Source organism: Protofrankia sp. CiP1_Cm_nod2 (assembly GCF_920664355.1).
In the GTDB taxonomy this organism is placed as follows: domain Bacteria; phylum Actinomycetota; class Actinomycetes; order Frankiales; family Frankiaceae; genus Protofrankia.
Map to the genome: position 1 here is coordinate 1 of NZ_CAKKTL010000121.1, position 14,209 is coordinate 14,209.

12 protein-coding genes, 1 other RNA gene and 1 pseudogene are annotated in these 14,209 nt (G+C 72.0%); 5 read left to right on the top strand and 9 right to left on the bottom strand.

The features are described from left to right. Both NBW84_RS14455 and NBW84_RS14460 read right to left on the bottom strand, forming a co-directional pair. A pseudogene (locus NBW84_RS14455) lies at positions 1–513 on the bottom strand (hypothetical protein); the annotation flags it as partial. Between the two features lie 345 nt (positions 514–858). Continuing rightward, the gene (locus NBW84_RS14460) at positions 859–1,128 is read right to left on the bottom strand and encodes a hypothetical protein (protein ID WP_445548453.1); all 270 of its coding nucleotides are present in this window, start codon (positions 1,126–1,128) and stop codon (positions 859–861) included. A 386-nt stretch (positions 1,129–1,514) separates the two neighbouring features. On the opposite strand from NBW84_RS14460, the gene NBW84_RS14465 reads away from it, so the two are divergent. From NBW84_RS14465 to NBW84_RS14475, 3 genes are all read left to right on the top strand, one after another. Next, positions 1,515–2,654: a Nif3-like dinuclear metal center hexameric protein gene (locus NBW84_RS14465; RefSeq protein ID WP_250285253.1), complete on the top strand. Its 1,140-nt coding sequence runs from the start codon at positions 1,515–1,517 to the stop codon at positions 2,652–2,654. A gap of 58 nt (positions 2,655–2,712) precedes the next feature. After that, entirely contained in the window at positions 2,713–3,456 is a 744-nt protein-coding gene (locus NBW84_RS14470; RefSeq protein ID WP_250285254.1) for a CT398-like coiled coil hairpin domain-containing protein, read from the top strand. A 229-nt stretch (positions 3,457–3,685) separates the two neighbouring features. Next, positions 3,686–4,828 (top strand): bifunctional RNase H/acid phosphatase, encoded by a 1,143-nt coding sequence (locus NBW84_RS14475; protein WP_250285255.1) that lies wholly within the window; start codon positions 3,686–3,688, stop codon positions 4,826–4,828. Between the two features lie 92 nt (positions 4,829–4,920). Here the strand turns inward: NBW84_RS14475 and NBW84_RS14480 are convergent, their stop codons facing one another. Together NBW84_RS14480 and NBW84_RS14485 are read right to left on the bottom strand one after the other, a co-directional pair. Further along, complete coding sequence (locus tag NBW84_RS14480) at positions 4,921–5,163, bottom strand: type II toxin-antitoxin system Phd/YefM family antitoxin (protein ID WP_250285256.1); 243 nt, start codon at positions 5,161–5,163, stop codon at positions 4,921–4,923. A 169-nt stretch (positions 5,164–5,332) separates the two neighbouring features. Further along, positions 5,333–5,791, bottom strand: a complete 459-nt coding sequence (locus NBW84_RS14485) for a lipopolysaccharide assembly protein LapA domain-containing protein (RefSeq protein ID WP_250285257.1) — start codon at positions 5,789–5,791, stop codon at positions 5,333–5,335. 230 nt (positions 5,792–6,021) lie between these two features. Between NBW84_RS14485 and rnpB the strand changes: the two genes are divergently transcribed. Then, positions 6,022–6,435, top strand: an RNA gene (gene rnpB / locus NBW84_RS14490) — RNase P RNA component class A. Between the two features lie 268 nt (positions 6,436–6,703). On the opposite strand, the gene fxsT (NBW84_RS14495) is transcribed toward rnpB, so the two are convergent. Further along, complete coding sequence (gene fxsT, locus NBW84_RS14495) at positions 6,704–8,683, bottom strand: FxSxx-COOH system tetratricopeptide repeat protein (protein ID WP_250285258.1); 1,980 nt, start codon at positions 8,681–8,683, stop codon at positions 6,704–6,706. 190 nt (positions 8,684–8,873) lie between these two features. On the opposite strand from fxsT (NBW84_RS14495), the gene NBW84_RS14500 reads away from it, so the two are divergent. After that, positions 8,874–9,434: a copper chaperone gene (locus NBW84_RS14500; RefSeq protein WP_250285259.1), complete on the top strand. Its 561-nt coding sequence runs from the start codon at positions 8,874–8,876 to the stop codon at positions 9,432–9,434. A 64-nt stretch (positions 9,435–9,498) separates the two neighbouring features. Here NBW84_RS14500 and NBW84_RS14505 read toward each other — a convergent pair whose 3' ends face one another. From NBW84_RS14505 to fxsT (NBW84_RS14520), 4 genes are all read right to left on the bottom strand, one after another. Continuing rightward, on the bottom strand, positions 9,499–10,734 hold the full coding sequence (locus tag NBW84_RS14505; protein ID WP_250285260.1) for a trypsin-like serine peptidase: 1,236 nt from the start codon (positions 10,732–10,734) through the stop codon (positions 9,499–9,501). Positions 10,735–11,124: 390 nt separating this feature from the next. Then, positions 11,125–11,352 (bottom strand): hypothetical protein, encoded by a 228-nt coding sequence (locus NBW84_RS24310; protein WP_445548451.1) that lies wholly within the window; start codon positions 11,350–11,352, stop codon positions 11,125–11,127. Further along, positions 11,349–11,576 (bottom strand): antitoxin, encoded by a 228-nt coding sequence (locus tag NBW84_RS24315; RefSeq protein ID WP_445548452.1) that lies wholly within the window; start codon positions 11,574–11,576, stop codon positions 11,349–11,351. The genes NBW84_RS24310 and NBW84_RS24315 overlap by 4 nt, the downstream gene beginning before the upstream one ends. Positions 11,577–11,930: 354 nt before the next feature. After that, on the bottom strand, positions 11,931–14,209 hold a 2,279-nt coding region (gene fxsT, locus NBW84_RS14520; RefSeq protein WP_250285262.1), incomplete at its 5' end, for an FxSxx-COOH system tetratricopeptide repeat protein.

Below are 14,209 nucleotides of genomic sequence, written 5' to 3' on the forward strand. Positions count from 1 at the left end.
GGACTGCCCGTCGGCCGGGGCGGCGGCGGGCACGGGCCGGCTGCCCGCGCCCAGAGCGGTGGGGGAGGGCGAGCCGGCGGGGGAGCGCGGCTGCCGTGGGACGCTGCCGCCGCCACCCGCGGCCCGCCCGGAGGAAGAGCCTCGCGGTGGTGGGACGTCGGTGCACGGCCGGTCCCAGTCCCACAGCTCGTCGGATCTCGCGCGGTCCTGCTTGGTCCGCTGGTAGCCGGCGCTGGCGCGTAACTGGAAGGCCGCCAGGCCCAGACGTTCGAGCCCGTCGAGATGAGCGGGGTCGACGGCGGTGGCGCCGGAGGCGTCCGGCCCGGGAAGGGACTCCAGGGCGGCCGTGGCGGGGCTGACGATACTGACCCGGCCGTAGCAGTGGAGCACCCGCGCGGGCTCGTAGGTCGGTGGTGGCTGGTCGGCCGGGCCCGAGCCGCCGTCACGTACCGTGCTCGCCTGCGCGTACGCATGTGTCACGATGATCTGTTCGGCTGGTATGTCCCCCGCCATGGATGATCCGTATCCCTTCTGGTGGCTGAGCTGTGCGGACAAACTGTGCGGAGTTGTACCTTATTGATCTAGAGTTGTGCCGCGTTTGGGAAAAGTGCGCGGATATCCAGCCCGACGCCATATCCGCACAACAAAGATCTGCATCAGGGATGCGGGTGCCGAGATCCTCCTGCCGGATGGATCCGGCGCGAGCCGGGAACCGGGTGGATCCCGCATCCGGAACAGCCCCGGCCCCGGCTCCGAGATCGTCGGAACCGGGGCCGGGATGGGCTCTGCCGGGGTGGCCGGGGGCGGGTGACAGCCAAAGACGATTACAAATAGTGACTGTCTGTCCGGGGTGGCCGGTTACAGCGGGCGACGCAGCGGCGCCGAAGGTGGTGGCTCGCCCCGGTGCTGCGGGTCACCCCAGCCCACGGGGCCCGGCATGGTGGGCTGGAGATGCTGGCCCGTTCCGGTCTGCGGCCCCAGCTGCCCCGGCTGGCCCGGCTGGCCGCCACGGGCCTGGGCGGCCAGGGCCTCCGCCGCGTTGTGCATGAGCATCTCGATCAGCCGTACGGCCTGTGCGGTCGGAAGGGTCAGTACGACCTCGGCGTCGCCGGCAATCGTGAACGTCACGGATACATCCGCCATGTCGGAATCACGTCCTCGAGTGGGCGCTGGTTGTGCCTCCGCAGGCGCGTATATCACGATTGCGCCTCCTTCGACCTGAGTGTGCCTGAACAAGCGCGCATGCACGGTTTGGATCCGTCTGCCGCAGAGGCCACGGTACGGCGCGGCGGCCGGCCGGTGCCCGCCGCCTCACGGTGGGCCTGCCGGCGCGGCCGCGCCGATCACAGCCCGGTAGTGTCCGGACGGTGGCAGCATCACATCCTCCCGTTCGTCCGGACCTGGGCGGCCGTCGCGGAAGGCCGCCGGGGACACCGGCCGGGCCACCGCTCGGGCCGCGGCCCGGGCCACCGCCCGGATCGTCATGGGTATCGGTGGTATCAGGGGTGCTGGGGGTGCCCGGATCGCGGCCCGGGCCGCTGGGGCTGCCGGCCGGCGCCCGCGCGCGGCAGCCCAGCGTGGCCGAGTGCGTCGCCGAACTGGAGCGGTGCTACCCGCCGTCCTGGGCCCAGTCGTGGGACGCGGTGGGGCTCGCCGTCGGCGACCCGGACATGCCGGTTCAGCATGTTCTGTTCGCCGTCGACCCCGTCGTCGAGGTCGTCCGGGAAGCTGTCGAGCGGGGTGCGCGGCTGCTGGTCACCCACCATCCACTGTTCCTGCGGGGGGTGCACGCGGTGGCCGAGACGAACGCGGGCGGCCGGGTCGTGGCCACCGCCATCCGCGGTGGGGTGGCGCTGTTCACCGCCCACACGAACGCCGATGTGGCCTGCCCCGGGGTGAGCGACGCGCTCGCGGACGCACTCGGGCTCACCGCCGTCGAACCACTCGACAGGCTGCCGGAACGGCCGGGTGGGCCGGAACAGCCGAGGGAGCCGGAACGGCCGGGAGGGCCGGAACGGCCGGGAGGGCCGGAACGGCGGGGAGAGCCAGGACGGCTGGGCGGGCTGGGACGGCTGGGACGGCCGGGGAAGCCGTCGGACGGCCCGGGCCGGCCCGGCAACGGTGGTCTCGGCCGGGTCGGTGAGCTGCCCCGGGCCGAGCCGCTGCACGTCTTCTGCGCGCGGGTGGCCGCCGCGCTGCCCGCCACCGCCGGCGGGGTGCGCGCCACCGGCGACCCGGACCGCCCGGTGCGCCGGATCGCGGTCTGCGGTGGCTCCGGCGGCGAGCTGACCGGTGCCGCCGCGCGTGCCGGCGCCGACGCGCTGGTGACCGCCGACGGGCGCCACCACCACGTCCTCGACGCCGTGGCCGCCCACGACGTGGCGCTCGTGGACGTGGCGCACTGGGCCAGTGAATGGCCCTGGCTGCACGTTGCCGCGGCCCGGCTGCGTGCCGGTCTGGCCGCCCGAGGCCGTACGGTGAACACCACGGTCTCCGCCCTGGTGACCGACCCGTGGCGGTGGCACGCGCCCTCGTCGTGGCCGGCCGGGCCGGATCCCGGCCGAGCGGCGGGTCAGAGCCACGGCCACGGGCAGGACCAGGACCAGGACCAGGACCAGGCTGACGATTCTGACCAGGGCCGGGACCAGTGGTGACGGATGCCGCCGGGAGCAACGTCCGCGGAGCACCGTCGCGGAGCACAGTGAGGAGCACATGAAGGCCGATCCAGCGACCCAGCTTCGCCTGTTGGACGTACAGGCGATCGACTCCAGCCTTGACCGGCTCGCCGCGCGCCGGCGCAACCTGCCCGAGCATGCCGAGATCGACAAGCTGGACGCGCAGCTCGCCGCCCTCAACGACGACCTGGTCCGGGTCTCCACCCAGCTGCGGGACCTGGGCCGCTCGCAGCAGAAGCTGGAGACCGAGGTCGACCTGGTGCGCTCCCGGGCCGCCCGGGACCGCGAACGGCTGGACTCCGGGCGGATCACCAACGCCCGTGAGCTGGAGAACCTGCAGGCGGAGATCGCCTCGCTGGCCCGCCGGCAGGGCGTGCTCGAGGACGAGCTGCTCGAGCTCATGGAGACCGCCGAGGGGCTGGAGGCCCGGGCCGGGGTGATCAGGGCGGACCAGGAGCGGGTCGACGCCGAGCGGGCGACGTCCGTGGCCAGCCGGGACGCGGCCCTGGCCGAGATCGACAACGAGGTGGCGGCCCGCCGCGCCGAACGCGAGGCCATCGCCCCGGCCCTGCCCGCCGACCTGGTGGCCCTGTACGAACGGCTGCGCGCCTCGTCCGCCGGGGTGGGGGCGGCCCGGCTCGTGCGGCGCCGCTGCGAGGGATGTCACCTGGAGCTCTCCGGCGGCGACCTGCGCGAGGTCGCCGCGGCTCCGGTGGACGCCGTCGTGCGTTGTGAGGAGTGCCGGCGCATCCTCGTCCGGACCGCGGAATCAGGCCTGTGAACCGGGCCAGCCGGGCCAGCCGGGCCAGCCGGGCCAGCCGGGCCAGCCGGGCCAGGTCGGCACGCGCGGCCGGGCGGCCCGTGGGCGGAGCCGGCCGTGCGCACGAAGCCGGCTTCGTGGACGGGGCCGGCTTCGTGGACGGGCGCGGCCTCGTGGACGGGGGCGCTCCGGCGGACGGGACCGGGCCGGTGAGCCGGCAGGCGGGCTGGCAGGCGGATAGGAGCCGATCATGAGTGACCGTCCGGCACGCCGGCTCGTCGTCGAGGCAGACGGCGGGTCGCGGGGCAATCCGGGCCCGGCGGGCTACGGGGCGCTCGTCCGCGACGCCGGCACCGGCGCCGTCCTGGCCGAGCGGGCGGGCGCGATCGGCCGGGCCACCAACAACGTCGCCGAGTACCAGGGCCTGATCGCCGGGCTGCGCGCCGCGGCCGACCTCGCCCCGGACGCCGACGTCGAGGTCCGGATGGACTCCAAGCTCGTCGTCGAGCAGATGAGCGGACGCTGGAAGATCAAACATCCGGCCATGCGTCCGCTGGCGACACAGGCCGCCGAGGTCGCGCGGGAGTTCCCCCGGGTCCGCTACACCTGGATTCCGCGGGAGCGCAACAGCCACGCCGACCGGCTGGCGAACGAGGCCATGGACGCCGCCGCGCAGGGCCGCACCTGGGAACCACCCGAGCCCCAGTCGCCGGAGCCCGTCCCGCACACGGCACCGACCACCCACCGGCTGTCGGGCTGGATGGCCCCGCCCGCTCCTCCCACCACCACCGTGCTGCTGCGCCACGGGCAGACCCCGATGTCGGTGGAGAAGCGGTTCAGCGGCACGCTGGACGCCACCCTGACCGACGTCGGCCAGGCGCAGGCGCTCGCCGTGGCGGGGCGGCTGCGCGACGTCCCCTTCGACGCGGTGTACTGCTCGCCGCTGAAACGGGCCCGGCAGACCGCGGACGCCCTCGGCCGGGACTACCTGGTCGACGACGACCTGCGCGAGACCGACTTCGGGACCTGGGAGGCCCTGACCTTCGGCGAGGTCCGCCAGCGCTTCCCGGACGAGCTCAACGCCTGGCTGGCCGACCCGTCGGTCGCCCCGCCCGGCGGGGAGAGCATCCTCGCCACGATCCGGCGGGTCACCGCCGCCCGCGACCGCGTCCTGGCCGCGCACCCGGGCAGCCGGATCCTGATCGTCTCGCACGTGACCCCGATCAAGGCCCTCACGCAGCTGGCGCTGGACGCCTCGCCCGCCGTCCTCTACCGGCTTCACCTCGACCTGGTGTCGCTCTCCACGATCGACTGGTACTCGGACGGCCCCGCGGTGCTGCGCGGCTTCAACGACGGCATCCACGCCGCCCACCTGGTCGAGCCGGGCCAGTAGCCGCGCTCCCGGCGATCCGCCCGAGGCAACGAGCGGCTCGGACGACAGGAAACGACGGGAAACGACAGGAAACGACAGGAAACGCCGACTGGCTACGTGCGGACCTCACCGGCGAAGGCGGCTCGCAGGTCGGTGTGCGCCGCTTCGAGATCGTCCGCGAAGGCGGGGTCTGCCGCGTACTCACGCAGGGCCTCTCCGAGCCGGTCGGCAACGGTATGCCGTTCCGGCACGAACCGGCCGACTGCCACGCCGTCACGCGTGATCACTACGGCCTCTCCGTGCTCGACCGCATCAAGCAGCCCGGCGAAGTTACGGGCCGCCTGGGTGGCAGTCATCGTCCTGATCGATACGGCCTATCAGACCTGATATGTATATACGTAACGAGGTCTGGAGCGGCTGCCGAGGAAGCGGGCCGTCCGAGACCGCGCTCACGGCTGCGACGCTCACCCTCACAGCTCCGATCCGGGCGTATGTCTGGTTCGGGGGCCGGGCCGGGCTGTCCGGTCAGGGTGTCCGGGACTGCTGGGCCGGGTGCCTGCCGCGGCGGTACTGGCGCAGTTCCTTCCGCACCCTGATCTGGGTGATCAGCCCGATCAGCAGCCCGATCAGGAGGCCGGCCGCCGTCGCGGCGGCGAGCGCGCCCGCGAGCGACATGTTGTGGGTCGAACCGAACAGCCAGATGTCCACCCGCTGGTTGTTCTGCACGACGAAAACGATCACGGCGATCGCCAGCAGCAGGACGAGGACGGTGATCGCATAGGTGGAGTAGGCGACACCGCGCCGCCGCTCGGCCGGTACGGGCTCGGCGGGTGGGACCGGTCCGGCGGGCGGGGTGGGCGTGGTCGGGCCGGTGCCGCTCGCCCCGGGCACGCCGGTACCCGGTGACCAGGCTCCGCCGGCAGGCGGGGGCTGTGTCGGGCGAGTGTGGTCGATCTTCTTGGTGGGCTCTCCAGGCGTTGTCACGGCCGATCCCGTCCCTCGTCTCCCTGATGGTGCCTGATGGTGCCGTCTTCCAGAATGATGTTGCCTCGCGGGCGGTGGCTGTGCCGGGCGCGGTGTAGCCGCTGATGCCGCGCTGTCCCGGCATCGCCGCTGCCCTGGCACCGCCTGTTGTCCTGGCACGAAGTATCCCCGTCCTGGGTTACCGGGGCAGGCCGGGACGGGCCGTCATGGCATATGCTGACGGTCACGGATGAGTCGGCCAGGCGGTCGCGTCGGTTCCGCTCCCGCGGAGCCGCCGAGGAACGTCCGGGCTCCACAGGGCAGGGTGGTGGGTAACACCCACCCGGGGTAACCCGCGGGACAGTGCCACAGAAAACAGACCGCCGGCGTCCTCGGGCGCCGGTAAGGGTGAAACGGTGCGGTAAGAGCGCACCAGCGCCCGGGGTGACCCGGGCGGCTAGGTAAACCCCACCCGGAGCAAGGTCAAAAGGTCCTGGAGCCTCTTGGGGTTCCGGGGCTGCGCAGGCGTTCGAGGGCTGCCCGCCCGAGCCTGCGGGTAGACCGCTGGAGGCTGCCGGCAACGGCAGCCCGAGATGGATGACCGCCAGCCGGAGCCGTCTCACGGCCCCGGCCCACAGAACCCGGCGTACCGGCCGACTCATCCGCCCCACAGCCCCTGAGCTGGGCAGACAGCAGTTCCCGCGATCGTGGCCCGTACCTGGCCCGCGGGAGCGCCGAGCACGGAATCGACGGCCCGGCGCTGAACGAGGAGAGCACAGCGCGGAGGGTGCGGGCGGGGCCCCGCCCGCCCTTCATCGGCGCGTTCGACAGCGCTCGCGACGACCTGTCCGAGCAGGGTGGACGAAGCTGACCGGCCTCTCGGCCTGCCAGCGACGAGACCACCTGTGGTCACCGTCCGAGGAGTTTTCTGATCTATCCCGAGCGTTCCGCAGCACCGGTGGCAGCGGCCAGGTTCCCCCTGATCGTGACGACCAGCGGATGGTCAGGACCGAGAACCCGCAGACTGTCGGCGAGCGCCTGCTCGTACAGGCCGATGGCCTGCGCCACCCGCCCCGCCGTCTGGTAGGCGCCGGCGAGGTTGTTGCGGGAGGTCAGGGTGTCGGGGTGGTCGGGGCCGAGTCTGGTCTCGGTGAGGGCGAGTCCGCGACGTAGGTAGGGGAGGGCCGTGTCCGGCCGGCCGTGATGCGCCAGATAGCTGCCGGTGCGGTCACACAGCCACGAGACCACCGGGGCTGTCCGTTCGTCCCAGCCGCCGTCGTCATAACCGTCCAGCACGGCGCGGACGTGCGGCAGCAGGGAGCGCCAGCGGGGCCAGCCCGCCGGCTGCTCGATGTCGGTGGGCAGCGCGGCCCGTAGCAGCCGGAGCAGGGTGGCCGCCGTCGTCATCCGACCCTCGGGGCTGATCCCGGCCCGGGTTGCGGCCGCGATCAGCCGGTGGGTCGTCACCGCCGGCCCGTCCCGGCGGGTCAGGCCGTAGTCGACCAGCGCCCCGACCGTCTCCGCCCACGCCAGCCGGTCGCCGGCTGCCGCCCGCAGGGGCCCCGCTGGGAGTTCCTCCACCCCGTCGACGAGCAGATCGACCGGCAGCGGGTCCGGGGCGGCCACCGCGCACACCTCCAGCAGGGCGACCGCCGCTGGCGCCGTGGTCCGCAGCCGCTGCACCGACAACGCCCACAGGTTCCCCACGGTGATCCCCGGCCGGTCCGCCACCCGGCCCCGGGCCAGCAGGTCCTCCAGCCGGCCGGCCAGCAGCTCGGCATACTCCTCCGGCGGCATCCCGGTCTGGACCAGGTAGCCGGCGGCCTGCTCCACCGCCAACGCCAGATCCCCCAGCAGCGCGCAGATCCGCCCGGCCACCGCCGGGTCGATCCCGCCCACCCGGGCGGTCAGCAGGCCGACGGCCTCGGCCCGGGTCAGTTCCGCTACCTCCACCGCCGGGCCGAACCCGTCCAGCCCGCCGCGCCGGGAGGTCACCAGCAGCCGGCCGGCCCCGTCCACCGGCCGTAACGGGCCGACCACATCCGGGTCCTCGACATTGTCGAGGAGCAGCAGCCAGCGCAGCCGCTGACGGCGTAACGCGGCCAGCACCGCCGCGATCTCCGCGCCGTCGGGCAGGCCGAGCGCGACCCCGAGCGCGGCCACATGGCCCGGGATCAGGTCCGGGTCCTGCGCCGGCACCCACCACACCACATCGAACCCGCCGGCATGCCGGTGGGCGTACTCCACCGCCAGCGCGGTCTTGCCCACCCCGCCAAGCCCGCGCAGCGCGCACACCGCGACCGCGCCCGAGCCGGCCAGCTGCCGGTCGACCGCGGCCAGCAGATCGCCCCGGCCGACGAAGTGCGCCAGCCGGGGCGGGACGTTCCACACCGCCGGCAGCTCCGGTGGGAACACCGGCCCCACCGAAGCCGCCGAGGCTGCCGGGCCCGCCGGGCCGCCGGGGAAGTCCGGTTCGGTGGCCGGCTTCCCCCGCTCACCCGCGGCAGCGGCAAGCAGCGCGCGGCGGGCGGCGTCCTTGTCGACCCCGAACAGGTCCACCGCGACGATCTGACCGAGCAGACCGGGACGTTCACACTCCTCGATCCGGAACACCAGCAGCTTCCGGCTCCGGCCGAGCGGATCGTCCTTCCAGGCGGCCTGCCACTCCGCCGCCGCGTACACCGATGTCAGATAGGCCGCCGAGAGCACCGCGACCGTCCGCTCCGCAACCTGGGCGGCCTGGTGCATCTCCTCCACGAACCCGGCCCCGGCCCCGAAATCCCACGCCTGGATCAACGTGGTGTAGCCGGCTGCCTCCAACGCCCAGGCGATCCACTCCGCCCACGCCCGGTCCCGCCCGGTATAGGACACGAAGAAATCCCGGCGAGCGCCCACCCCATCCCCGTCACCCACCGCACCAGCATCCCACTCCGCCCGTACGGACCCGAACCCACACACAGTCGGCAGCACGACGACGCGCGCGATCCGCGGGGCATCCCCGGCCGGCACGGACGAGAACCCGTGATCGTCGCCAGAACCGGTAATTCCCCAGGGGCTGTGCTCAAGTAATTCCCCAGGTGGCCCGTGATGTGGATGTCAGCTGGTGGTCGTGGCGGCCTGGACAGTCATGTCGATGGCGATGATGCTGCCGGTGGCGCTGCCGGCCATCCGCCATGTCGCCCTCAACAGCATCCGGGAGCGGCGGGCCCGGGCGATGACCGTCTTCGTCGCCACCTACATCGCGGTCTGGGCCCTGTTCGGCCTCGTGGCCCTGCTCGGCGTGCGCGCGGCCGTCGACGTTGCCGGCGTCGGCGGCCGGGCACTGCTGCTGGCCGCGCTCGCGGCCGCGGCGCTCTGGCAGGCCGGCGGGGTCAAGCGCCGGAGCCTGGCCCAGTGCCGGCGCACCGTGCCGCTGCCGCCGGTCGGACGGCGGGCGGACGTCGCGTGCGTGCGGTTCGCGTTCCTGCACGGCAGGCGATGTGTGCTCTCCTGCTGGCCGTTGATGGTTCTCATGGCCGTCGTCGAGCACGGCGCCGTCGTCTGGATGATCGCGTTGGCCGTGGTCGTCTCCGCCGAGGAACTGACCCGTGTCGGCCGCCGCCTGCCGGGCCTGTCCGCCGTCGCGCTCACCCTGACCGCGGCGTTCCTGCTGCTCAGCGGGTGAGGAGCGGCGGGCTGACGCGGCAGCGGACGCCCCTCACCCGTCCACCGGGCCCGGGCCGAACAGGTCAGGAGCGCGACGTGACCTCCGGCCACGGTGTGCCCGGGTCGCCTTCGGGGCCGTGGCCGTCTGGTGCGTAGCTGCGGAAGGCGGCATGGTCCGGGCCGGTCCGGGTCGTGTCCTCGCCGGTGGTGGCGGGCGGGCCGGGGCTGACCAGGTCGCCGCGCAGCCGGATGTCGAACGGGACCGCGAGCGCGAGCCGAGGCCCGCCACCGACGGTCTCGGGAGCCCGCTCCGGCGGGGCGACGGCCGTGGGCGGGCTGGCCGGGCCGGCCGGGGCGGCGGAGATCCGGTCGAGGAGGGCCTGCTGCTCCGGCGGGAGGGGCTGGGAGCGGAGGAAGGCCAGCAGCCGGCTGATCCGGATCCCCTCGTTGACAAAGCCGCCGAGTTCCCTGTGGTCCGACGCCTGGACGGCGGCATGGTGCAGCGCGACGATCTCCCACTGGTCGTTGAAGACCGGCGAGCCGGATGATCCGGGCTCGGTGTCCGTCTCGTAGTGCAGGAACAGGTCGAGCAGGTCCACGATCCGGTTCTCCCGCAGCGCGACCTGCTTCTTCCCCCCGCCGGGATGCTGGATAATCGTGACGAAGTCCCCGACGATGGCTTTGCCCTCCCCTTCGAACAGCCGGTTGAACCCGAACCGGGCCAGCTCCGCCGGGGCGGCCCGCACCGCGACCAGCGCGAAGTCCAGCCGCTGGTCGGCGACGAAGAACCGGGCCGGGTCCAGCGCGAAGGGGACGGGTGCCAGCGGCCGGCCGTCGGGCGCGTCCTGATAGTCGAATTCGACACCGCTGAACCCGGCTGTCCGGGCGTCGGGGAGCACATGATGATTGGTCAGCAGCAGCTCCGGGGAGACCAGGCTGCCGGTGCCGTAGCCGGCCAGCCGGCCCCGCCCGTCCCGGATGACGACCCGGCCGACCGACCGCGCGGCGGCGACACCGCCTTCCAGGTAACCGACCCCGAGCAGGTCGTTCGTTACCAGGATCCGTTCCAGGACGGCGCTCGCCGCCGCGGTGGCGGCTGGTTCCCCGGCGGCCACCGCGGCCGGGCTGACCGGCCGCACATCCGGGTAGAAACGGGCCAGCCGGTCGATCCGGGTCGCCACCCGGGCCGGCTCGTCCGCCCGCGCGATTCCGCCTGGCTCCCGCAGGACCGCGATTTTTTCGTGGCGCTGTTCGCTTCTGTCCGCCACCCGGGCCGCGACCGCGGCCCGCAGCTCGGACGGTACTTCCTCCACTGGCACCGTGGACGGCGTTTCCTCCACTGACATTGTGGCCCCCGCAGGTCGTCGGAAACTGGGCCGGAACGACACGCCGGCCCATCGGGAAAAGTCGCTGACAAAATTGCAGAAAAAGCGGCGCACGGGCTATCGCGGAGAAAATCCTGTCGCGGCGCGGGCACCTTTGGCGCAACAGTTCCGTGCGCGCCGCATGTCACCCCCCGGGCCGCCCTGCCATGCTGTCAGCCGACGATTCAAGAGTAAAGAAGGCCCCACGGCGGCGTCAGTACATTTTACACACCGGTTCTTTTTTTGTGCACCGCATGTCACTTACCCCGACGGGGCCCGGGCAACGGCCCACCCGCCCTCGTCCCGCGCCGCCCGGGAGCACCCCCTGAATCCCCGTCCGGCGCGTCAGCGGTGGCGCATGACGGCTGCCGCCGGCGCGACACTCCCGCCCCGCCCGCACTGGCCGTCGGGACTGATCAGGCGGACTCGGTCGTTGCCCCGGTCCACCTCGGTGATCGGGCAGGTCGCAAAGCTAGCGGCGGTGTCGGCAAGCCATGTTTCGGCGGCGTCATGATGGACGTGGTCGCTGACAATGAGCGCGATCAGGACGTTGGCGTCCAGAAGAGTGGTCACTGATCGTCGTCCAGGGCGCGGACGTCCTCGGTCGTGATGATCCTGCCGAGGCGGACCAGGGGGAGGCCGGTTCGTTCACTGCGGGATATCTCCGTCGTCTCACCGTGTCCCAGACCGCGACGTATGAGATCGGCGACCGTCTCGCTCAGTGTCCGTGAGGTGTCCCTGGCGATCGACATGGCCTGCCTGTGAAGATCATCTTGGATGTCGATGGTGGTACGCACATCATCGTCACATCTGCGCATCATGATGCCGATCATTGTCGGGCAGCCGCCGGGTCGACGAGACGTGGCCGTCGAGCTCTCCGGCATCGGAACGGACATTTTCGATCGTCCACTTTGGTCATCTGCCGGATGGGCCGGCGGTTGCGGCCCCGCATCACACTCGTAGGTGGAAACCGCTGCCACCATGACGGTTTCCACCTACGGCTTCCGCTGCTGTAGGTGGAAACCGTCGCTACCGTGCCGGTTTCCACCTACAACTGGGGCTTCTGGCGGATGTTGATTGTGTCCGGGTGGTTCTCGTCGAGGATTTTCTGTGATCGGGTGAGTATGTCGTCGACGTGTGGCGCGGGCTCTTCAGTGGTTGCCCTGGATTCGTAGGATGTCCGCGAGGTTGTGGGCGGCGGTGATCGTGTCCGGATGGTTGTCGCCGAGGATGCGGCGGCGCCGGGCGAGCACGTCGTCGAAGATCTCCTGCGCTTCGGCATAGTGGCCCTGCAGCCGTAGGGTGACCGCGATGTTGCGCATGGCGGTGATCGTGTCCGGGTGGTCCTCGCCGAGGATGCGCTGTGATCGGGCGAGTACGTCGTCGAGCATCGTCCGTGCTTCGGCGTGGTCGCCCTGTGCTCGTACCGTCAACGCGAGGTTGTGGGCGGCGGTGATCGTGTCCGGATGGTCGTCGCCGAGGATGCGGCGGCGCCGGGCGAGCACGTCGTCGAGCATCCTCCGCGCCTCGGCGTGGTGGCCTTGTGTCCGTAGCATGACGGCGAGGTCGTGTACGGCAGTGATCGTGTCCGGGTGGTTCTCACCGAGAATGCGTCGCCGTCGGGTGAGTACGTCTTCGATGCCGGCCTGTGCCGCGCTGTGCATGCCCTGCACGCGCAACAGGCCCGCGAGATTGGCCGCGGCGATGATCGTGTCCGGATGCTCCTCGCCGAGGACGCGGCGCCGTCGGTCGAGCACGTCGTTGAACATTGTCCACGCCTTGGCATAGTCGCCCAGCAGCCTCATCGTGAACGCGAGATTGGCCGCGGCGGTGATCGTGTCGGGGTGGTCGTCGCCGAGGATGCGGCGGCGCCGGGCGAGCACGTCCTCGAACATGCTCCGGGCTTCGGCGTAGTCGCCCTGTACCCGTACCGTGAACGCGAGTTCGTGTATGGCGGTGATCGTGTGCGGATGGTCCTTGCCGAGGATGTGGCGCGACTGGGTGAGTACGTTCTCGAACCTGGTCCGGGCTTCGTCGTAGTGGCCCTGCATCCGTACTGTGAACGCGATGTTGCGCGCGGCGGTGATCGTGTCCTGATCGTCCTTGCCGAGGATGCGGCGGCGTCGGATGAGCACGTCGTTGAACATGATTAGGGCCTCGGCGTAGTTACCCTGCGCTCGTACTGTGCGCGCGAGACTGCCCAGGGCCGCGATCGTGTGCAGATGATCATCGCCGAGAGTGGACGACCAGCGGGTGTGAGCGTCGAGTCCCAGGCTGTGGCTGCCCGGGTAGTCGCCGCGTGCCCGCAGGTAGCGGACCAGGCGAATGATCATACTGCGGCTGTCCGGGTGATCGTCCTCCACGAGGCCGGTCGCGACGGCATGGGGGTGGATGCGGGCGTAGCGGGGCCAGCTGTCAGGACGGTTCCGGTGCGGCGGATGCCCGGCGGCCAGCAGCCGGTGCACGGCCGTACGCAACCGGGGCCGCAGCGCGGCGGGTGTGTCGTCGCGGAGCACGGCCTGCATCAGCCGGTGCATGACCACCGTGCCGTCGACATGCCGGACGACCGCCAGCCGCGCCAGCCGGCCGGCGGTCTCCGGCAGCCGTACCTGATCGGCCGCTACCTCCCGTAACGGATCGGGCAACAACTCGGCGGTCTCGGGACGGACGAGATCAGCCGGGATCGGTTCCGGGCCGAAGTGCGCCCACAGCCGGGCCAGCATCACCACCGCCGGGTCGTCCACACGGTGCAGTGCGACCGTCCACGTTGCCGCGACTGGCTGCACACCGTCCGGCGCACCCTTGGTCAGGAGCACCCGCCGGGGTCCGCTGGCCCCGTCCGGCGACCCGTCCGGCCCTTTCCTGGCCGTGTGCGTCCGTAGCTGGTCGACAAGAAGATCGGCATACTTCGCGGGTGCCATCCCGGTTTCCGCCAGCCACGCCCCGGCCTGTTCCAGCGCCAGTGGCAGGTCCCCGACCACGGCGGCGATCCGTGCCGCGTCCACCTCGCTGATCGTGGGGACGCGGGAGCGTAGCAGCCCGACCGCTTCCGGCCGGGGCAGCACGTCGACCTCCACGGTGCTGGCCAGCCGGGACCACTGGCTGTCCCGTGACGTGATCAGAACATGGCCGTGGCTGAACTCCGCCGCTTTCAGCACACCGAACGGATCGGCCGGCTCGGCGGCGTTGTCCAGGATCAACAGCCAGTTCTGGTAACGGGAGCTGTGGCGCAGCAGTTCCAGCGCCGCCCGTGCGGATTCCTCCGCCTGCCCGGCCACCCCCACCTTCAGCCGCTGCGCCAGCGCGGCCAGCGCGTCGACGACCAGTTCCCGTTTCTCCGCCGGCACCCACCACACCACGTCGTAGGCATGGAAGTGCCGGTAGGCGTATTCCACCGCCAGCTGGGTCTTCCCGACCCCGCCCAGGCCGT